Source organism: Sphingomonas longa (assembly GCF_016892685.1).
Classification (GTDB): domain Bacteria; phylum Pseudomonadota; class Alphaproteobacteria; order Sphingomonadales; family Sphingomonadaceae; genus Sphingomonas; species Sphingomonas longa.
Map to the genome: position 1 here is coordinate 1 of NZ_JAFEMC010000007.1, position 20,272 is coordinate 20,272.

12 protein-coding genes, 1 tRNA gene and 2 rRNA genes are annotated in these 20,272 nt (G+C 64.5%); 5 read left to right on the forward strand and 10 right to left on the reverse strand.

The window, feature by feature from the left end; translation table 11 throughout:
• The first annotated feature begins 321 nt into the window (after positions 1–321).
• The 4 genes from ILT43_RS18035 to ILT43_RS18050 all read left to right on the forward strand — a co-directional run bounded on the left by ILT43_RS18035 (position 322) and on the right by ILT43_RS18050 (position 4,258).
• Positions 322–3,116: ribosomal RNA gene (locus ILT43_RS18035) — 23S ribosomal RNA — on the forward strand.
• A gap of 149 nt (positions 3,117–3,265) precedes the next feature.
• Positions 3,266–3,380 (forward strand): 5S ribosomal RNA (gene rrf / locus ILT43_RS18040).
• 114 nt (positions 3,381–3,494) lie between these two features.
• Positions 3,495–3,571 (forward strand) — tRNA-Met (locus tag ILT43_RS18045).
• Between the two features lie 234 nt (positions 3,572–3,805).
• Positions 3,806–4,258, forward strand: coding sequence for a hypothetical protein (locus tag ILT43_RS18050; protein ID WP_204200384.1), 453 nt, complete (start codon positions 3,806–3,808; stop codon positions 4,256–4,258).
• A gap of 1,216 nt (positions 4,259–5,474) precedes the next feature.
• On the opposite strand, the gene ILT43_RS18060 is transcribed toward ILT43_RS18050, so the two are convergent.
• The 4 genes from ILT43_RS18060 to ILT43_RS18075 form a co-directional block, all read right to left on the reverse strand.
• Positions 5,475–6,167 carry a gluconate 2-dehydrogenase subunit 3 family protein gene (locus ILT43_RS18060; RefSeq protein ID WP_204200386.1) on the reverse strand — a complete coding sequence of 231 codons (693 nt, stop codon included), beginning with the start codon at positions 6,165–6,167 and terminating at the stop codon, positions 5,475–5,477.
• Positions 6,164–7,870 (reverse strand): GMC family oxidoreductase, encoded by a 1,707-nt coding sequence (locus ILT43_RS18065; protein ID WP_204200387.1) that lies wholly within the window; start codon positions 7,868–7,870, stop codon positions 6,164–6,166. Before ILT43_RS18065 ends, ILT43_RS18060 begins: the two co-directional genes overlap by 4 nt.
• A complete protein-coding gene (locus ILT43_RS18070; protein ID WP_204200388.1) occupies positions 7,870–8,571 on the reverse strand; it encodes a 3-keto-disaccharide hydrolase in 702 nt (233 codons plus the stop codon). The genes ILT43_RS18065 and ILT43_RS18070 overlap by 1 nt, the downstream gene beginning before the upstream one ends.
• 235 nt (positions 8,572–8,806) lie before the next feature.
• Complete coding sequence (locus ILT43_RS18075) at positions 8,807–8,971, reverse strand: hypothetical protein (protein WP_204200389.1); 165 nt, start codon at positions 8,969–8,971, stop codon at positions 8,807–8,809.
• 239 nt (positions 8,972–9,210) lie between these two features.
• Here ILT43_RS18075 and ILT43_RS18080 point away from each other — a divergent pair, with 239 nt between their 5' ends.
• Positions 9,211–11,691 (forward strand): TonB-dependent receptor, encoded by a 2,481-nt coding sequence (locus ILT43_RS18080; protein ID WP_204200390.1) that lies wholly within the window; start codon positions 9,211–9,213, stop codon positions 11,689–11,691.
• Positions 11,692–11,894: 203 nt separating this feature from the next.
• Here the strand turns inward: ILT43_RS18080 and paoC (ILT43_RS18085) are convergent, their stop codons facing one another.
• From paoC (ILT43_RS18085) to ILT43_RS18110, 6 genes are all read right to left on the reverse strand, one after another.
• The gene (gene paoC / locus ILT43_RS18085) at positions 11,895–14,105 is read right to left on the reverse strand and encodes an aldehyde oxidoreductase molybdenum-binding subunit PaoC (RefSeq protein WP_204200391.1); all 2,211 of its coding nucleotides are present in this window, start codon (positions 14,103–14,105) and stop codon (positions 11,895–11,897) included.
• Positions 14,102–14,734, reverse strand: a complete 633-nt coding sequence (locus ILT43_RS18090) for a cysteine hydrolase family protein (protein WP_211534607.1) — start codon at positions 14,732–14,734, stop codon at positions 14,102–14,104. Before ILT43_RS18090 ends, paoC (ILT43_RS18085) begins: the two co-directional genes overlap by 4 nt.
• 77 nt (positions 14,735–14,811) lie before the next feature.
• Positions 14,812–17,019: an aldehyde oxidoreductase molybdenum-binding subunit PaoC gene (gene paoC, locus ILT43_RS18095; RefSeq protein ID WP_204200393.1), complete on the reverse strand. Its 2,208-nt coding sequence runs from the start codon at positions 17,017–17,019 to the stop codon at positions 14,812–14,814.
• Between the two features lie 4 nt (positions 17,020–17,023).
• Complete coding sequence (locus ILT43_RS18100) at positions 17,024–17,974, reverse strand: FAD binding domain-containing protein (protein ID WP_204200394.1); 951 nt, start codon at positions 17,972–17,974, stop codon at positions 17,024–17,026.
• On the reverse strand, positions 17,971–18,606 hold the full coding sequence (gene paoA, locus ILT43_RS18105; protein ID WP_204200395.1) for an aldehyde dehydrogenase iron-sulfur subunit PaoA: 636 nt from the start codon (positions 18,604–18,606) through the stop codon (positions 17,971–17,973). The genes ILT43_RS18100 and paoA overlap by 4 nt, the downstream gene beginning before the upstream one ends.
• 132 nt (positions 18,607–18,738) lie before the next feature.
• Positions 18,739–19,959, reverse strand: a complete 1,221-nt coding sequence (locus tag ILT43_RS18110) for an MFS transporter (protein WP_204200396.1) — start codon at positions 19,957–19,959, stop codon at positions 18,739–18,741.
• Positions 19,960–20,272 lie beyond the last annotated feature (313 nt).

Below are 20,272 nucleotides of genomic sequence, written 5' to 3' on the forward strand. Positions count from 1 at the left end.
TTGGAGCATCTGGCTCCTCTTTGACATTGTGAATGGGTTCTTAAAATCGATGCCGTGAAGGTATCGGCTTTTGAGTGGAGGTGAGCGGGCCGCAAGGCTGGCGCATCGCTGCGAGACGAGGTCGGTAATTCACTTTAAACGGCATGTCGGTCGGGGTTTTGCCCTGGGCGATGTGCTGTCACAATCTGGCTGAGATTATAATCATCCGCACCAGGCTGGCATATCCGAATGAGGGTATGATCCGGCGCCACAGCGACGTCGCTCTGCCGAGTTGATGGTCCGAGAGGACTGTCCGGCGTTGATGTTGGTGGTGTGGACTCTCAAGCGTGAGGTAAGGGCAATTCGTGGATGCCTTGGCATGTACAGGCGATGAAGGACGTGGCACGCTGCGATAAGCTGCGGTGAGGTGTGAGCAACCTTTGACCCGCAGATTTCCGAATGGGGAAACCCACCTATCCGTTTAATCTCGACCGTGGTCGCAAGACCGCGAGCGGGGTTAGGCGGAAACAGGTATCTTGAGACTGAATACATAGGTTTCGAGAAGCGAACCCGGTGAACTGAAACATCTCAGTAGCCGGAGGAAAAGACATCAACCGAGATTCCGTTAGTAGTGGCGAGCGAACGCGGACCAGGCCAGTGCCTTCAATTCAAGTAGCAGAAGCTTCTGGAAAGTAGCGCCATAGCGGGTGACAGCCCCGTATGCGAAACTGATGTTGAAGGACTCGAGTAGGGCGGGACACGTGTAATCCTGTCTGAACATAGGGGGACCACCCTCTAAGCCTAAATACTCGTACATGACCGATAGCGAACTAGTACCGTGAGGGAAAGGTGAAAAGCACCCCGATGAGGGGAGTGAAACAGTACCTGAAACGGATTGCCTACAAGCAGTTGGAGGGTCCTTGAGGCCTGACAGCGTACCTCTTGCATAATGGGTCTGTGACTTAATGTTTCAAGCAAGCTTAAGCCGTTAGGTGTAGGCGCAGCGAAAGCGAGTCTGAATAGGGCGACAAAGTTTGAAGTATTAGACCCGAAACCCGGCGATCTAGGCATGACCAGGATGAAGGTGCGGTAACACGCACTGGAGGTCCGAACCGATTAACGTTGAAAAGTTACCGGATGAGTTGTGTTTAGGGGTGAAAGGCCAATCAAGCCGGGAAATAGCTGGTTCTCCGCGAAAACTATTGAGGTAGTGCCTCGAGCGAATACCGTAGGGGGTAGAGCACTGGATGGATGCGGGGGTCGCGAGATCTACCAACTCTAACCAAACTCCGAATACCTGCGAGTACTACTCGGGAGACAGACGGCGGGTGCTAAGGTCCGTCGTCAAAAGGGAAACAGCCCTGACCTACAGCTAAGGTCCCCAAGTCACGTCTAAGTGGGAAAGCATGTGGAAATCCCAAAACAACCAGGAGGTTGGCTTAGAAGCAGCCATCCTTTAAAGAAAGCGTAACAGCTCACTGGTCTAAACAAGGGTTTCTGCGGCGAAGATGTAACGGGGCTCAAGACGTGCACCGAAGCTTAGGGTGTGGATTTATCCACGCGGTAGCGGAGCGTTCCGTAAGCCTGTGAAGCGATCTGGTAATGGGTCGTGGAGGTATCGGAAGTGCGAATGCAGACATGAGTAGCGATAAAGAGGGTGAGATGCCCTCTCGCCGAAAGACCAAGGGTTCCTGCGCAAGGCTAATCCGCGCAGGGTGAGCCGGCCCCTAAGACGAGCCCGAAGGGGGTAGTCGATGGGAACCACGTTAATATTCGTGGGCCTGGTGGTGTGTGACGGATGGTGTGTGTTGTACGTCCTTATCGGATTGGACGTGCTTCGAAACTGTCCCGGGAAATAGCCCCACCGTATAGACCGTACCCGAAACCGACACAGGTGGTCAGGTAGAGTATACCAAGGCGCTTGAGAGAAGTGTCCTGAAGGAACTCGGCAAATTGCCTCCGTACCTTCGGAAGAAGGAGGCCCTCACAGCGGGCAACCGTTATGAGGGGGCACAGGCCAGGGGGTAGCGACTGTTTAGCAAAAACACAGGGCTCTGCTAAGTCGGCTTCAAGACGACGTATAGGGCCTGACGCCTGCCCGGTGCCTGAAGGTTAAGTGGAGGGGTGCAAGCTCTGAAATGAAGCCCAGGTAAACGGCGGCCGTAACTATAACGGTCCTAAGGTAGCGAAATTCCTTGTCGGGTAAGTTCCGACCTGCACGAATGGCGTAACGACTTCCCCACTGTCTCCAGGACATGCTCAGCGAAATTGAATTCTCCGTGAAGATGCGGAGTACCCGCGGTTAGACGGAAAGACCCCGTGCACCTTTACTGCAGCTTCAGAGTGGCATTAGGAAGGAACTGTGTAGCATAGGTGGGAGGCTTTGAAGCCAGGTCGCCAGATCTGGTGGAGCCATAGGTGAAATACCACCCTGTTGTTTTCTGATGTCTAACCTCGATCCCTGAAGCGGGATCAGGGACCCTCTGTGGCGGGTAGTTTGACTGGGGCGGTCGCCTCCTAAAGAGTAACGGAGGCGCGCGATGGTGGGCTCAGGCCGGTTGGAAACCGGCTGCAAGAGTGCAATGGCATAAGCCCGCCTGACTGCGAGACTGACAAGTCGAGCAGAGACGAAAGTCGGTCATAGTGATCCGGTGGTCCCTCGTGGAAGGGCCATCGCTCAACGGATAAAAGGTACGCCGGGGATAACAGGCTGATAACCCCCAAGAGCTCATATCGACGGGGTTGTTTGGCACCTCGATGTCGGCTCATCACATCCTGGGGCTGGAGCAGGTCCCAAGGGTTTGGCTGTTCGCCAATTAAAGTGGTACGTGAGCTGGGTTCAGAACGTCGCGAGACAGTTTGGTCCCTATCTGCCGTGGGCGTCGAAATTTGAGAGGAGTTGACCCTAGTACGAGAGGACCGGGTTGAACGTACCTCTGGTGTACCTGTCGTCGTGCCAACGGCGCAGCAGGGTAGCTATGTACGGACGGGATAACCGCTGAAAGCATCTAAGCGGGAAGCCTCCCTCGAGATAAGATTTCTCAGAGCGGTCGAAGACCACGACCTTGATAGATCGGATGTGGAAGCGCGGTAACGCGTGAAGCTAACCGATACTAATCGCTCTATTCGCGCTTGAGAGTTCCACCATCAACATCAATCCCGGGCAACCGGCCGATGACGATGGTGCGGATGATAAGCTCGATGCCAGACTACGAATACAAGGTGCATCGATTTAAGAACCCCGTGCGAATATGCGCACCCCCTCGACAACGCACAGGCTTCATTGCCTGGTGACCATAGCGTCGGTGTCCCACCCGATCCCATCCCGAACTCGGCCGTGAAACCCGACCGCGCCAATGGTACTACTGCTCAAGCAGTGGAAGAGTAGGTCGTCGCCAGGCATTGCAGCTTGTGCGTCGTCGAGACACGCATACAACCCCCGCACGGGAAAGAACCCATTCACAACGTCATCCACCTCCCCACAAGGGAGGCACGCCCACAGGCGTCACCAGTGTCGCGGGGTGGAGCAGCCCGGTAGCTCGTCAGGCTCATAACCTGAAGGTCACAGGTTCAAATCCTGTCCCCGCAACCAAACACCGCCACTCAGCCCAAGCCAGCCCGCGTCAGCTCAACGCTGCCGCGGGCCTTTTCGCGTTCGGGTCGCTGAAGGTCGCTTCAACGCGCATCTCCAGAACGCCTGCCCGCTCGTCATTTGGGATTCCTCAAATCTACGATGGCTTTGAGAAGATGTTCATCTGCGAAAGCTACGATTTACAAAACTTCGGATGCTGGTACGCTGCAAGTCATATCAGCGTGGAGATCGGGCATGATCAACCTACTCGTTGCAGCCAGTGTGGCGTTCGCTGCGGCACCAATGGTTCGAGCGCCCACGTCGAATGAGATCGATCTTGGCCCTACCCAGCGGTGGGCGTTGATATCTGGATTGGAAAATCAGCTCGGCGGCAAATTCATAATTATCGGCCTTAAAGGAGCAAAAGCCGACTGTGATGTGCAGAAGGTCTGCGCCTCCGGAGATACCATTCTTCGTGATAACGAGGCCAAATACTTGCGCCCCAAAGATTTAAGCGTAGGCAGAAAGCCCGTTGCGGCTATCGTTTCTGTGCTGACGGCCAGCAATACACCGCAAGGGTTTGACGTCGTCCTGTCAGTTTATGATGTAAAATCAGGTGCCGTAACACAGCGCCGCGCCGAGATCGGATATCGCGGCGGTGAAGTTTCGACACAGGAGCTGCGTCGGCTCGTTATCATCGAAAGCTGAACTACGGGACAAGGTGCTCGTCGGACGCGATACGACGCGTATCGCAAAGCTACGGGTCTGGAAGAATGGCCACTCGGTCGTAGCAGGCCCGAAGCCTAACTCAGGCGTGTCACGGGTCCGGTGGCATTCAGCGATCAAGACTGGCCCTCCTGCTCTGGGCTTCGCAGGGTAGTTCGTTGGCCTTCTGGCTCGGGCGGATGAGATCAGCTGTGCGTCGCTCCATGAACGATAGAGATGACCGCGCCGTGCATATGGCCGAAGGCTGCAGTTCGAGTTGGTTTTTTTCGACAACGCGCAACAAAGGCGAGGCATGCGTCTGGCGCCAGGCGCTGACGGCGGTAGGCAATATGCTGATGGCAAGACCGGGCGGGGTACCCCGCGAGATCACGTCTTCTCTGGGCTCGTCGCTCGTCAGCCCCTGTTCGGCGCGACACAGTTCCTCCGGATAAGACGCGCATAAGCGTACAGCAATGCTCCCAGCGGCGTCGGCGTGACACCGGCCGGGCTGCGTTCAAGGACCTTTTCGCCCAGACTGGTTTCGAACCGTCCATCGATGTCAACAGGGCGGGCTGAGAAGTGACGAGCAGCTTGGCAGCTTTGTTGAAGCTGCCTTGCTCGACGATCGTGGCGAAATACAGGAGTTTGCGGGGGGCCATCATCGAGCCGAGAGACGACGAAGAGCACCCATGCACGACATCGTACCGACATTATGCCGTCTGTGAGATCCGCCCGCGCTCATGTCGAAGCGTTCTCGTTGAGGTTTAATCTGTCGTTGCGTGTCGTTCGCCTCCGCTTTCGTCGAACAGCACTGCTTCTCCGAGACATGGAGGACAGTCGGAATGCCGGTATTTTGCGCTGCCGACGCATAATGTCGAATTAGCGAGCAGTGATAGCTTTGAAGTAAATGTATACCTCCGGGCAGCGGGAGTGAACCTGTGCTAGGCAGACGCATTCCGAACGATGTATCGGTTGCCGGCTTTCGACGACAGCGATGTCGCCCGACAGGTCTGGCCGCCGATGACGCCCGTTCATCAGCCGATCGAGGCGATCGGAGCTGCCGCGGTGGCATCCTCACGCGCCCGACACTCAACGCGGGGAGAGGCAGCGAGCGCCTTTCCGGTTTCGCTTACGGTGCGCGGCTCGACGGGGCTTTCTCCGTCGCTTCGATGACGCTGCCCGAGCGTCGAATGCTGGGCCGGCTCGCCGATCCTATGGGTCAGCTACTCGCCAGCTTCATGTCCCGCAGCACGCGGTCGAGATGTGCCAGCGCCTCTCTCGACGGGCCCGGATAGGGGCCCTGCGTCGGCTGATCGCCGATATAGCCCATGTCGGCCTTTCCCTCCGGCAGGCTGTAGAAGCCGAGCACGAACAGCTTGCGCAGCGTGTCCATGAACGCGACCGGCGCAGCCATGCCGCCGACGGGTGCGGCGGTGCTCAGGCCATCGAGCAGTGCGGCACGCTGCGCCACCGTCGCCGCGACGAACGGCTGCCCGTTCAACACCCGGCTCTGTGCGTCGAGCCAGCCCAGTCCGCCGATCACCCGCTCGCGGTCGGCCCGCTGGACCGGATAGGGAGCGCTGATCCATTCGTCGACGAATGCGCCGACGCCGAGCTTGCCCGCGCCGGGCGAGACGTCGTCGGGCGGCAGGATCATGTCGCCGAGCAGATCAATCGTCGCGCGCTGCTGACGGTCCAGCGTCAACGGCCACACGATTCTGGGCTCCATCAGGTTCGGGTCGCGGCCATAGCCGGTCGCCGCCTTCGCAGCGGGCACGGCTGGCCACGGTGCGACGGTGTCGAATGGTACGGCGCCGCCGATGCCAGCGGCTCCGGCCGGCGACCAGCGCGCGAGCGGCAGCAGCGCCGCCGTCATCATCCATTGCATCGTGGTACGGCGTGACGGCGTCATGCGAACGCTCCCGTCTTCATGCGCGCGGCCAGTCGCTCCGACGCCCGCAGCGCCAGCGCCAGGATCGTCAGCGTCGGATTCTTGTGTGCGCCCGAGGCGAAGATCGCGCCGTCCATCAACACGAGATTGTCGACGTCCCACGTCTTGCCATAGCTGTCGACGACCGAGTTGCGCGCGTTCGATCCCATCCGTGCGGTGCCGAGTTCGTGGATGATCTCGCCGCCGGCGGTCATGATCTTTTCAGGCGGCAGGTCGGGATCGAGGATCGTCCCGTTCATGCGCTGAAAGACCGCGTGCGCGGTGCGGCGACCGTGCGCGACCTGGTTGATCTCGTTCTGCGACCAGCGGAAGGAGAAGCGCAGCACCGGGATGCCGAACCGATCCTTCACCGCCGGATCGATCTCGCAGAACGTGTCCTTGTTGGGGATCATCTCGCCGCGCAGCGTCAGGCCGATCGTTGCACCCGACGTGCTGCGCACTGCCTGCTTCAGCTTCGCGCCCCAGACCCGCGGCAGCGCCTCGGCGGGCGGTACGCCGAACCGGCCGCCAATTTCGAAGTGATAGCCGCGCGCGAAGTCGAGCTCGCCGCGTTTCTGTTCCCTGTAGAGCCAGAAGGGGATGTAGATGTGCTGCCCGCCGATCCCGTCCTCGTTGTAGCGGGGGCGATCGGCGAGCGCGGGGATGTAGGCGCGGAACGATGCGCCGGTGGAATCGGTCAGGTTGCGGCCGAGTTCACCCGACGTGTTGGCGAGGCCGCGACCGTCCTCGCCCGAATTGAGCAGCAGCCGGGTCGTTTCCCCCGTGCCCGCCGCCAGCACCACGGCGCGCGCCGTCACCCGGTGGCGCAGGCCGGTCTTGCGGTCGACATATTCGACGCCCGCTGCCTTGCCCGGCGCCGCCATCGTGATGCGCGACACCATCGCGTCGGTGACCGTCCTCAGCCGGCCGGTCGCCTTCGCCATCGGCAGGAGCGAGGTCGTCGTCTGGAACATCGCGCCGATCGTGCAGCCGCGGGTACACGGCGTGGCATTGAAGCAAGCGCTGCGCGGCGCGACGGGGTCGGGCATGTCGCGCGTCAGCACGGCGGTGTGCGCGGCGCGGACGGGGATGCCCAGGCTTTCGGCGGTGGCCTTGATCAGCATTTCCGGCACGCGCGGACGCGGCGGCGGCATCAAACAGTCGGCAGGCGAGTCCGGGTGGTTCTCCAGTTCTAGGCGACCCCCGTTGACGCCGATCATGCGTTCGACCCGATCGTAGAAGGGCGCGACATCGTCGTATCCGATCGGCCAGTCCACCCCCAGCCCATCCCGTGAGAACGGCTTGAAGTCGTACGGCCCCAGCCGGGGCACATGCCGCCCCCAATGGTTGGTGCGCCCGCCCAGCATGCGCGGCCGATACCAGCGGAAGTCGGACCCGGCGCGCATCGTGTACGGCTCGCCGTCGATCTGCCAGCCACCGCCGACCGTCGCATCGAAATAGCCGAACGGCTTGTCCGGGGTGGAGGCGCCGCGCAGGGGAGCGTCGCTTTCCGGCGCGAACATGTTCACCTCGGCCTGCGGGTCGTAATCGCGGCCGGCCTCCAGCATCAGGCAACGCAGGCCGGACTTCGTCAGGCTGAACGCGGCCATGCCGCCGGCTGCGCCCGAGCCGACGATGATGACATCCACCGGCGCGTCCGCGGCCGGGTTTGCGGCACCCGTCATCAGCGGATCGCCGTTGCGCTTGGCCCGATGGGGCGCAGCTTGATGTCGCGGAACGCGACCGGTTCGCCGTGATCCTGCAAGGCGATGACGCCGCTGTCGAACGTGCCGAAATACGGCATCTTCGCGAATTTCGACCCGGCGACCCGCTTGCGCCATGCATCATCGCCATAGGAGACGTGGGCGGTCATCGTGCCGTTCAGCCACTGGCGGATGCGACCCTTTTCGACCAGCAGGCGGGCGTGATTCCACTGACCGGCGGGATGCGACACGCCGGGTTTGGGCACGGTGATGTCGTAGAGCGCGCCGGCGTGGTGCGACGGGATCTTGCCGTCCGGGTGGCCGGCGTCGTCGAGCACCTGCATCTCCAGCCCGGTCTCGTACACCTGCTTCGTCTGCGGCAGGTTGCGCGCGAGGTACAGCACGCCGCTGTTGCCGCCGGGTGCGACCTTCCAGTCGAGCGTCAGCTCGAACGCGCCATAGCGTTCTGCGGTGACGAGGTCGCCGCCGCTCATCGTGCCGCTGGTCGCGGTGAGTTCCAGCGCGCCGTCCCGGATCGCCCAGGTCGGAGAGGGCGCGCCGCCGTTATACGAGGTCCAGCCCTCCAGATCGCGGCCATCGAACAGCAGCTTCCATCCGGCGGCGCGCTCCTTGGCGGTGAGGGTGTTGTTTGCCGCTTCCTGCGCGACCGCCATCGTCGGCATCGACCAGAGGGTCAGGAGGCAAAGGGCTATCGTCGACGATCCACGCATCAGGTCTCTCCACGAGCCACCCGTCCGGCGCGAGCGGTCTCCCATCGGGGTTACCCGATCATGTTCGACCAGAAATACCTGCGCGGAAAGCGAAAAGCGCCGAGCGGACGGGCGGGATGGAGGTGCAATCGATCGTCGCTGTCGAGGACCGGGCGAACGCGGCCCCCGTCGGCACCATCCGGGGGGATCAGGCGCCGCCGATCCCCTCGACGATCTGGCCCGTACCGCCGCAGAAGGTGCATTCCGCGCCATCGATCGTGCCGCTGCCGCCGCACTTCGGGCAGCTGTTCTCACCTGTGCCGGGGGTGCCCGGTGCGGCCTGATCGCCGGGGTTGGTGGGTGTGTCGCTCATGGTCCGCTCCTTGTTTCTTAACGGCTTGGATCGTTGTTTGGATCGTCAACGGTCGTGCGCGATCATCGTTCAGCGCGTTCGCCCGGCTCAAGCCCGGCTGTGGCGAAAACGCTGCACTTGCGACATTTGAGCCGTCGGAGGCTGCCCGGCGCATCGACTAAGCCCGGACCGGGCATTAAGCATGTTTCACAAGAGCCGATCAGCCGAGAGCTGGCCAACGACCATCGAGGGGAACGAACATGCTGTCCAGAACCAACGCCTGTCTGCTGATCGGTGCCGCCGCGGGCGCATTGCTCGCAGGTACTCCCGCCCTCGCGCAGGTCGCCGCGGATGCCACGCAGACGGCGGACGCCGCCCAGCGCGCGGAGCCGGAGCAGGGGCTGGTCGACACCAGCCAGCCGGACGGCGAGGACATCATCGTGGTCGGCACGGCTGGCGGCGGCACGCGCCGACAGGACGCGGCGTTCGCGGTCACGGCGCTGAGCAACGACGCGATCGAGCGTGCCGCACCGAACAGCACGGCCGACATCCTGCGCGCGGTGCCCGGCGTGATGGCGGAAAGCTCGGGCGGGCAGAACGGCGCGAACATCTTCGTGCGCGGCTATCCCTCGGGCGGCGACGCGCAGTTCGTGACGTTCCAGTATGCCGGCACGCCGATCTTCGTGCCGCCGACCTTGTCGTTCCTCGAGAACTCCCAGCTCATCCGCCTCGACGAGACGGTGCAGCGGATCGAGGCGGTCCGCGGCGGTACCGGCTCGCTGTTCTCGAACGGACAGCCCGGCCTGACGGTCAACGTCGTGCCCCGGATCGGCGGCAGCGAGCTGCACGGGCTGGCCAAGCTGTCCTATACCGATTTCGACGAAGTGCGCGGCGATGCCTGGATCTCGGGGCCGCTCGGCGACGACACCGGCTTCATGGTCGGCGGCTATTACGCGCAGGGCAACGGCCTGCGCGATCCGGGCTTTCGCGCCGAAAAGGGCGGTCAGATCACCGCCAATATCCATCACGACTTCGCCGGCAAGGGCTCGGTCGAGGTCTATGCCCGGTACCTGAACGATCGCGGCGCGTGGTTGCTGCCGATCCCAATCGTCACGAACGGCAATGGCGACATCAGCGCCTATCCGGGTTTCGACGCGGGTACCGGCACGCTGATGGGCCGCGATACGCGGATCACCACCAACGTGGTGGGGCGCACCATCGATCTGGCGGACGGTCGCGGTGCGAACATCATCAACACCGGCATCACCTTCGAATACGAGGTCGCCGACGGGCTGCGTCTGCGCGAGCGGACCAGCTATCTGGGGGGCGACGCCAACACGATCGGCCTCGTGCCGGTCGAGGGGCCGGTATCGGCGGCGGCGATGGCCGTGACGCTGGGCGGTGCCGGGTCGACGGTCGGCGCGCTGACCTATGCGACGGGCGGCGGCGCGGTCTCGGGTGGCGCAAGCGCGGCGGTGCTGCGCGCGGGGATCTGGGAGGTGCGCAAGAAGATCTCGTCCTTCGTCTCCGACAGCGCATTCGAATGGACGGCAGGGTCGAACAAGCTGACCGGCGGCGTCTTCTACACCAACTATACGTCGCGCGATTCCTGGGTGCTGGGCAATCAGGTGCTGCTCGCCGCGGAGCCGAACGCGCGCCGCCTGAACCTGACGCTGAACGGCGGGCGCACCGCGACGCTGAACGGCTTCACCAGCGGTCCGGCGTTCCAGGTGCAGGCGAACTATCAGGGCGAGGATTACGCCTTCTACGGCGTCGACGAATTGCAGATCACGCCCGAACTGCGCATCGACGGCGGTGTCCGGTGGCAGCGTCATCTGGTCGACGCAACGCTCAGCACGCCGCTGGCGGGCGGCAACGTCAACCTCGATGCCAATCCGCTGACGCTGTACGACAATGCGGTGACGGTGCTGGGGCCGGTGCGGTCGATCCGTTACCGCGACGATGCGTGGTCGTGGACCGGCGGCGTCAATTACGACTTCAGCCGCTCGATCGGCGTGTTCGCCCGCTACAGCCGCGGCAACAGCTTTCCGCAGTTCGACAATCTGCGCGAGGCGAGCGCCGACAACATCGCCAACGGCACCGGCCTCGCCGCCACGGCCGAAGTCGACACGTACGAGGGCGGGGTCAAGATCTCGACCGGGATCGCCAACCTCTACGCCACCGTCTTCCACAATAAATTCGACGGGCTCGCTACGACGTCGCTCATCAACAACGTGCCGGTCAGCTCCAACGGCGGCGCGAAGGCTACGGGCGTCGAATTGGAGGGTGCGTTGCGGCCGACCAAGTGGTTCAGCATCACTGCCGCCGGCACCTATCTCGATGCCACGTACCGCGATTTCTTCACCGGCAACGGCGCGATCGACAACACCGGCAACCGGGTGCAGCGCCAGCCGAAGTGGATGTGGCGTGTGACGCCGGCGATCGACGTCGATGTGGGCCGCTTCCGCCCGTCGCTGTTCGCGACGCTGCAATATACCGGCGATCGCTTCTCCGATCCGGAGAATCTGCAGGTGCTGCCGCATTTCTACCAGCTGGACGCCGGCGTGTCGGTGGAGGTCGCGCAGCGGGTGCGGTTGCAGGTCACGGGTAACAACCTGACCGACGAGATCGGCCTGACGGAGGGCAATCCGCGGATCATCGGCGGGCAGGGGACCGGTGCGATCCTGGCGCGGCCGATCCTCGGCCGGTCGTTCCGGTTCAGCGCAGCGGTCGAGTTCTGATCGTCCGGTGGACCGCTGCGGTCTGTTGAAGGGGCTTGCCGGGGCGGCGGCGCAACATGATGCTGGTTTATAACGATCAGCGTTCAACCTTGATCGCCACGGTGTCGTCGTCGAGACGCCGTGGCTGGACCAAAAAAGGCGAAAGGTGCCGCGCTGTTCCGCCCGGCGTATGCGGACCGATCGTCGCTTCTATGCGTATACCCTCAGGTCAGTTCGGGCAGGCGCGTGAGGTATTTGTCGAGGGTGATCGGATAATCGCGGACGCGGACGCCAGTGGCGTTGTAGACGGCGTTGGCGATTGCGGGCGCAACCCCGGTCAAGCCCAATTCGCCGACACCCTTCGCCTTCAAGGGAGACATGGTGGGATCAACCTCATCGATGAAGGCGACGTCCAGATGCGGGACGTCGGCATGAACCGGGACCTCGTATCCGGCAAGATCATGGTTCACGAACAGACCGAAGCGCGTGTCGACCGCCATTTCTTCCATCAGCGCCGCACCGATGCCCATCGTCATGCCGCCGATGACCTGACTGCGCGCGGTGACGGGATTAAGGATGCGCCCCGCCGCGCAGACGGCGAGCAGCCGTCGGACACGCACGACGCCGGTGTAGCGGTCCACGCCCACTTCGGCGAAATGCGCGCCGAAGGTCTGCTGCGCGAAACGCTGGGACAGGTCGCCATATTCCATGCTGTCCTCCGCGACCAGTTCACCCAGGCGGGCGGCGGAGGCGAGCGATACCGTTCGCCCGGCCGAGCGAACTTCGCCATCGGCGAACACGACATCGTCGCGTTCGAAGCCCAGCCGTTGCACGACGATGTCGCGAAGTTTCGCGCATGCCGCGTAAACGCCGGCGGTGACCGAGGCTGCACCCATCTGGCCGCCGGATCCCGGTGTTTCGGGAAAGGACGAGTCGCCCAGTCGCGCCTCCACCCGGTCCAATGGAACGCCCATCATCTCCGCCGCGGTCTGCGCGACGATCGTGTAGCTGCCGGTGCCGAGATCGGTCTTGTCGGTTTCCACGATCACCCTGCCGGATCGTTCGAGACGGACGCGGGCCCCCGCCTTCGCGATGGGGGCGCCCCGGATCGCGCTCGCCATACCAAACCCGATCAACCAATCGCCGTCGCGTCGGCTGGCAGGCGAGCCAGGTCGCTTGCTCCAGCCGAACCGGTCCGCGCCGGTCCGCAGGCACTCGACAAAGGCGCGCGTGGAAAAGGGGCGGCCGGGCTTCTCGGGATCGACCGCCGTATCGTTCGCGATCCGCAAGTCGACAGGATCCATGCCCAGCCGTTCGGCAAGCTCGTCCATCGCCATTTCCAGCGCCATCATCCCGGGTGCCTCGCCGGGCGCCCGCATGGCGTTGCCCTCCGCCAGATCGAGCGTGGTGAGATAGCGTCGCAACAGCCGGTTCTCGCCGCGATAGAGGAGCCGGGTCGGAATGGTGCTGGGCTCCGTCCGGCCTCCTGCGAGATTGCCCGACCAGTTATCGTGCCCGATCGCCGTCAGGCGTCCGTCGCGGCCTGCGCCCAGCCGGACGCGCTGGATCGTCTTGGGGCGGTGAATGGTGTTGTTGAACATCAGCGTCCGCTGCAACACCAGTTTCACGGGGCGTCCGGCGGCGCGGGCGGCGAGCGCGGCCAGCACGAGGTCGCTCTGTACCGTACCCTTGCCGCCGAAGCCGCCGCCGATATACGGAGAGCGAAGCCTGATATTCGCCTTCGGGATGCCAAGGATCCGGGCCAGGTCGCGGACACCCCAGTTCATTTGCTGGATCGATGTCCAGCACGTCAGCAGGTCGCCGTCCCAGCGCGCGATGGTGGCGTGCGGCTCCATCATCGCATGCGCCTGATCGGGAACGGTGTAGGTTTCGTCGAGCGTGACCGGTGCGGCGGCAAAAGCGCGATCGAAGTCGCCGACCACGATCTGACTGGGGCCACCGAACGGCTCCTTCGGTGCGATCGGTGCGTCGGCCTTCTGCGCGGAGAGGTCGAACGATCCGGTGGTGCGGGCATAATCGACACGGATCAGCGCGCTCGCCGCACGAGCCTGTTCGAAGGTGTCGGCCACGACCACGGCGACGGCCTGATGATAGTGATCGACTGCCGGTCCGGCGAGCATTCGCTGGACATAGAATTGGCCGACGCCGAGCGGCCCGGCGGTTCGGTAGGTGACGATCGCGCGAACGCCGGGTGCGGCGTCGGCCGCCGACGTGTCGATGGCGGCGATCCGACCCTTGCCGATCGCGGCACCCAGTATGTAGCCATAGGCGATATCGCCGCCCAGATCGTGATGTTCGGCGGCATAGGTGGCGGTGCCCGTCGTCTTGAGCGGCCCTTCGACGCGGGGATGAGGCCGACCGATCACGGTCTGACGATCGATCGGGGTGGTCCCGGCTGGCGTGTCGAACTTCATGCCGTGGCCCCTTCGTCATGCTCCGCCAGGAACGCGCTGGCTGTCATCGGTCGCGAGAACATCGGGAAGGTGCCGTTCACCGCCGCCTCTTGAGCCTCGATGCTCAGCGTTGCGGTGCAATCTGTCAGCGTGACCACGTCGTAGCCACGTTCGTAGGCCGAGCGCATCGTCGATCCGACGCAACAATTGGTGAGGAAGCCGGCAAGGGCAACGCGGGTAATGCCGCGCTGGCGCAGGATGAAGCCCAGGTTGGTGGTAGCGAAGCAGTCGAGCCCTCGCTTGCCTTCGATCACGATCTCGCCGGCGGTCGGTGCCATCGTCGCGTCGATCTCCGCTCCCCAACTATTCTTACGGAATGCCTTCGACTGAACGACCCCGGCGAGGATGCCATAGGGCTCGGACGGCAGCTCGGGATAACCCGCTGCGAACGTGATCGGTGCATGCAGGACGGTCATGCCACGGGCGCGGGCGCCGTCCAGCAGCACGCGGCTGTGCCGCATCATATCGGTGTGCGCCATCACCGCGCGGACCGCATCGTGCTGCACGCCACCGGGGGCGGTGAAGTCGTTCTGATATTCGATCAGGACGAGGGCCGATGTCGTCCCGTTCGCCGGTGCCGCCGTGTCCATCATGATCGTCTCCACATCGTCGCCGACAGCGACGGGTCCGATGAAAACCCCGCGCCCGTCGGCGACGTTGCGTCCCGTCACGCGACCGCGGGCAGCCGCTCGAAATGCTTGTCGAGCGTCAGCGGGTAGTCGCGCAGGCGCACGCCCGTGGCATTGTACATCGCGTTCGCCACGGCCGCGCCGACGCCGCACAGGCCCAGTTCGCCCACGCCCTTCGCCTTCATCGGGTTCGCCTTGTCGTCGACCTCGTCGAGGAACACGACCTCCTGATGCGGGATGTCGGCGTGAACCGGCACTTCGTAGCTGGCGAGGTCGTGATTGATGAACAGGCCGAAGCGCTTGTCGACCGCCAGTTCCTCCATCAACGCGCTGCCGACGCCCATCGTCATTGCGCCGATCACCTGGCTGCGCGCCGATGTCGGGTTGATGATCCGGCCGGCGGCGCAGACCGCGAGCATCCGGCGCAGGCGCGTCGCGCCGGTGTAGACGTCCACCCCGACCTCGACGAAATGCGCGCCGAAGGTCGACAGCTGCCATGTCTTGTCGAGGTCGCCGAATTCGATCTTGTCTTCGGCGGACAGATCCCCCGCCGCAGCAGCCTGTTCCAGGCTGGTCGACCGGCCGCCGCTGGTGATCTTGCCATCGGCCAGCGCGAGATCGGCGGGATCGTAACCCAGCCGCGTCGCGAGCGCCTGTCGCAGCTTGACGCAGGCGGCATAGACGCCCGCGGTGGCATTGGCCGCACCGAACTGGCCGCCGGAACCCGCGGATACCGGGAAGGCCGAGCTGCCGAGTTTCACCACGACGCTGTCGACCGGCACGCCCATCATCTCCGCCGCGGTCTGCGCGATGATCGTGTAGCTGCCGGTGCCGATGTCGGTCATGTCGGTTTCGACGGTGACCACGCCGTCGCGACCGAGGCGGACGCGAGCGCCCGAGGTCATGTTCATGTGATTGCGAAACGCGGACGCCACGCCCATGCCGACGAGCCAGCGCCCGTCGCGCACCTGCGCCGGTGTCGCGTTACGACGCGACCAGCCGAAGCGCTGCGCACCCTCTTCGAGGCAGCGGACGAGCTGGCGCTGCGAAAAGCGACGGGTCGGCGTCTTGGGATCGACCTGCGTATCGTTCTTCACGCGGAAGGCGATCGGGTCCATCTTCAGCGTTTCCGCCATCTCGTCCATCGCGACTTCCAGCGCCATCAGCCCCGGCGCCTCGCCCGGGGCGCGCATCGCATTGCCTTCGGGCAGGTCGAGCACCGCGAGGCGCATCGCGGTCAGGCGGTTCGCGCCGGCGTAGAGCAATTGCGTTTGCAACACCGCGGCCTCGGGACCGCCGTTCGGCAGGTCGCCCGAGCTGCTTTCGTGGGCGATGGCGGTGATCGTGCCGTCGGGGGTCGCGCCGATCCGGATACGCTGGCGGGTCGCGGGACGGTGCGTGGTATTGTTCGCCATCAGCGGACGCTGCAACGCGACCTTCACCGCGCGCTTCGCCGCCCGCGCGCCCAGGACGGCGAGCACCGCATCGCTGCGCAGGAACAGCTTGCCGCCGAATCCGCCGCCGACATAGGGCGACAGCAGCGTGATCTTGTCCTTGGGGATGCCGAGCGTCGTCGCAAGGTCGGTGCGGGTCCAGTCGACCATCTGGTTCGACGTCCAGAGCGTCAGCGCATCGCCGTTCCACGCCGCGATCGAGGCGAACGGCTCCATCATCGCATGGGTATGATCCGGCGTCGTGTAACGCTGGTCCAGCTTTACCGGTGCGGCGGCGAACGCCTGTTCGAAATCGCCGACCCGATATTCGGGTGGCTTGCCGGGCTCGCCACCCTTCAGCGGGGCCGTATCCGCCACGGCGGCAAGATCGAATTGCCCCTTGCTGCGGGTGTAGTCGACGCGGATCAGGCCGGCGGCGGCGCGCGCCTGTTCGAACGTCTCGGCGACCACCAGCGCTATCGCCTGATGGTAATGGTCGATGTCGGGGCCGCCGATCAGCTTGGCGGTATTGAACTTGCCCTTGCCCATCTTGCCGGCGTCGGCGGCGGTGACGATGGCGATCACGCCCGGCGCGGCCTTCGCTTCGTCGAGGTTCATCGAGCGGATGCGCCCCTTTGCGATCCCCGCGCCGACGACATAGCCATACGCCGGATCGGCGACCTCGGCCGGATGTTCGTAGGCGTAGGCAGCGCCGCCCGTGGTCTTCAGCGGACCGTCGATCCGACTGTGGGCGCGGCCGACCACCGTCATGCGATCGATCGGATTGGTCGTTGCGGGGGTGTCGAACTTCATGCCGTTATGCCTTGGCTTGCGCGATCACCGACGCCAGGGCGCGGGTGGCGAGGGGCAGCTTGAAACCATTGTCTTCGGTCGGCGTCGCACCGCGGAAGGCGCGCGCGGTCACTGCGGCGGCTCCCTGCGGCAGCAGCGCATCGGCCGCCTCGACGCGCCAGGGGCGCGGGGCGACGCCGCCGAAGGCGACGCGACCGGTGCCGTCCGGCTGGATGACGGCGGCAACCGACACCAACGCGTAGGCATAGGACGCACGGTCGCGGACCTTTTCATAGAAGTGCTTGCCGCCGATCGGGCGCGGCAAGGTGACCGCGGTGATCAGCTCACCCGGCTTCAGCACGGTGTCCAGATCGGGACGATCGCCCCACAGCCGGTGGAAGTCTGCGATCGGGATCGCGCGACGTGCGCCGGTGGCATCGACCGTCTCGACGACGGCATCGAGCACGCGCATCGCCACCGCCATGTCGCCGGGGAAGGTGGCGATGCACGAGGTGCTGACGCCGATCACGCCGAGCTGGCGCGAATAGCCGCCGATCGCGGCGCAACCCGACCCCGGCCTGCGCTTGTTGCAGGCCATGTTGGTGTCGTAGAAATACGGACATCGGGTGCGCTGGAGCAGATTGCCCGCGGTCGACGCCTTGTTGCGCAACTGGCCGGAGGCACCGGCGACGATTGCGCGAGTCAGGACGCCATAGTCGCGACGCACGCGCGCGTCGGCGGCAAGGTTGGTGTTGGTCACCAGCGCGCCGATGCGCAGCCCGCCGTCCGCGGTCTTCACGATCGTGTCGAAGCCGAGGTCCTGCACGTCGACGAGGTGCGTCGGCGTCTCGACCTCGATCTTCATCAGGTCGAGCAGGTTGGTGCCGCCAGCGATGAACTTCGCGCCCGGCCGGCCGGCGACCGCACGTGCCGCCGCGCCGGCATCCTTGGCGCGCTCGTAGGTGAAGGCCTTCATGCATTCTCTCCGGCGACGTCCGCCATGGCATCGGCGATGTTGGAATAGGCGCCGCAGCGGCAGATGTTGCCGCTCATCCGCTCGCGCATCTCGACGTTGGTGGCGCGGGGCTTGGCGGTGAGGTCGTCCTGCACATGGCTGGGGACGCCGCGCTTGATCTCGTCGAGCACCGCCACCGCCGAACAGATCTGGCCGGGGGTGCAATAGCCGCACTGATAGCCGTCGTGCTTGATGAAGGCGGCCTGCATCGGGTGCAGCTTGTCGGGGGTGCCGAGCCCTTCGATCGTGGTGATCTTATCGCCCTGATGCATCACGGCGAGGGTCAGGCAGGAGTTGATCCGGACGCCGTCGACCATCACGGTGCAGGCGCCGCACTGGCCGTGATCGCAGCCCTTCTTGGTGCCGGTGAGCTGAAGGTGCTCGCGCAGCGCGTCGAGCAGCGTGGTGCGCGGGTCGAGGCTCAGCTCGCGGCGCTTGCCGTTGACCTCGAACGACACCGGCAGCGACGTCGGCGCGGGAGCTTGCGGCAGGGGGGCGGCGTCGGATGCCGGGGCAGCCACGACGATCGCCGTGGCCGCGCTACCGGCGAGCAGCCCCCGCCGGGAGAGTTCGACTTCAGAAACGGCGGTCATGAGCGTCTTCCTTTTTGCGAAACCGCGCGTCCGCGGCCGGAACCTGATCCAGATCAACGATGCTGCTTATTGGTAACGCGACGGTTTCCCGATCGGAGCATGCGGATCGCTCAATGCGGTCATGAACCCGTCTCATGCGTGACTGGTCGCCAGCGTCCTTCGGGAACGCACGATCTCCAACGCAGCCAGCGTGGCGAGCGCGAGCAGGGCGGCACTGGCGAGGAACTCGGCCACGGGCCCTGCGCGGTCGAACACGATCCCGCCGACGGTCGCACCCAGCGTGATCGCCAGCTGGACGATCGCCACCATCAGACCGCCACCGGCCTCCGCTTCATCGGGCAGCGTGCGCGCAAGCCATGTCCACCACGCCACCGGGGCCGACGTCCCCGCCAATCCCCAGATCGCCAGCAGGATCGCTGTGGCGGCGGTGGATCCACCGAAAACAGCCAGGGCGACGGCTGTCGCCGCCATGATCGCGGGCAGGACGATCAGGGTGCGGTACAGCCCGTCCTCCAGCACGCGCCCGATCAGGATCGTTCCGACGAATCCGGACACGCCGAGGATCAGCAGCATCGTCGACAACATGGCGGGTCCGACGCCGGTCACCTGCTCGAGGAAGGGGCGCAGATAGGTGAACAGCGCGAACTGCCCGACGAACAGCAACGCGACCGCGCCCAGCCCGAGCAGTACCGGCGGGCGACGAAGCAGCATCATCATCCCGGTCGCGGTCTGCCGATGCTGCGCGGGCAAGCGCGGCAGTGACAGTGCCTGCCACACCACCGCCCCGACAGCGACGGGCACGACGCAGAAGAACGCGCCGCGCCACCCGATCAGGCTGCCGAGGAGACTGCCCAGCGGTGCCGCAACGACGGTCGCGAGGGCGTTGCCGCCATTGATGATGGCGAGCGCCTTCGGCACGGACGCGCTTGGCACCAGACGCATCGCGATAGCCGCGGACATCGACCAGAACCCACCGATTGCAAGCCCGAGAAGCGCCCGGCCAATGATGAAGACCGTATAGCTGGGCGCTAGCGCGACGATCGTACCGGACGCGACGAGCAGTGCGGTCAGCATCAGCAGCACGATCCGCCGATCGAGCGTGCCGAGCACCGCCGTCAGCGACAGGCTGGTGGCGACGGCGAAGATGCCGGACACCGCGATCGCCTGACCGGCCTGACCTTCGGTCAACCGAAGCGTCTGCGCGATCGGGCTCAACAGGCTGACCGGCATGAACTCCGACGCCACCAAGACGAAGCTGCACAAGGCGAGGGCATAGACGGCGCTCCACCGGGGAGCGACATCGTGGATGCCTGAACTGTCACCGACCGCCGGGGCGGTAGAAAGGCTGGCCATGCCGGCGCTCCTGAACTTGGATGGTGTGCCCGGACGGACGCGTGGGGGAATACGGTCCATCCGGGCGGAAGCCCGCTGCGGCAGGTTCGAGGGGCCGAGCAGCGGGCTGCGACCGATGCCAAACTAGGGCCCTGTGATAACGGCGACAATTCCGGGTTAGGTTGATGCTCCCATGAACTCTGCTCATCATCGGTCCGCGACGCGCCGATTTGCTCGCGGAGCTCGCCGTTCGACGACGCTGAAATCGGCTCATCGCGGCATCAATCCGCGCGTGGATTATCGCCCGCCGGGGGATCGACTAGCGCGTCCGACG

What these genes read in the sequence shown, in the direction of transcription:
- ILT43_RS18050 (WP_204200384.1), top strand. Translation starts at nt 3,806, where the DNA reads ATGATCAACCTACTCGTTGCAGCCAGTGTGGCGTTCGCTGCGGCACCA.
- ILT43_RS18060 (WP_204200386.1), bottom strand. Translation starts at nt 6,167, where the DNA reads ATGACGCCGTCACGCCGTACCACGATGCAATGGATGATGACGGCGGCG.
- ILT43_RS18065 (WP_204200387.1), bottom strand. Translation starts at nt 7,870, where the DNA reads ATGACGGGTGCCGCAAACCCGGCCGCGGACGCGCCGGTGGATGTCATC.
- ILT43_RS18070 (WP_204200388.1), bottom strand. Translation starts at nt 8,571, where the DNA reads ATGCCGACGATGGCGGTCGCGCAGGAAGCGGCAAACAACACCCTCACC.
- ILT43_RS18075 (WP_204200389.1), bottom strand. Translation starts at nt 8,971, where the DNA reads ATGAGCGACACACCCACCAACCCCGGCGATCAGGCCGCACCGGGCACC.
- ILT43_RS18080 (WP_204200390.1), top strand. Translation starts at nt 9,211, where the DNA reads ATGCTGTCCAGAACCAACGCCTGTCTGCTGATCGGTGCCGCCGCGGGC.
- paoC (WP_204200391.1), bottom strand. Translation starts at nt 14,105, where the DNA reads ATGAAGTTCGACACGCCAGCCGGGACCACCCCGATCGATCGTCAGACC.
- ILT43_RS18090 (WP_211534607.1), bottom strand. Translation starts at nt 14,734, where the DNA reads ATGGACACGGCGGCACCGGCGAACGGGACGACATCGGCCCTCGTCCTG.
- paoC (WP_204200393.1), bottom strand. Translation starts at nt 17,019, where the DNA reads ATGAAGTTCGACACCCCCGCAACGACCAATCCGATCGATCGCATGACG.
- ILT43_RS18100 (WP_204200394.1), bottom strand. Translation starts at nt 17,974, where the DNA reads ATGAAGGCCTTCACCTACGAGCGCGCCAAGGATGCCGGCGCGGCGGCA.
- paoA (WP_204200395.1), bottom strand. Translation starts at nt 18,606, where the DNA reads ATGACCGCCGTTTCTGAAGTCGAACTCTCCCGGCGGGGGCTGCTCGCC.
- ILT43_RS18110 (WP_204200396.1), bottom strand. Translation starts at nt 19,959, where the DNA reads ATGGCCAGCCTTTCTACCGCCCCGGCGGTCGGTGACAGTTCAGGCATC.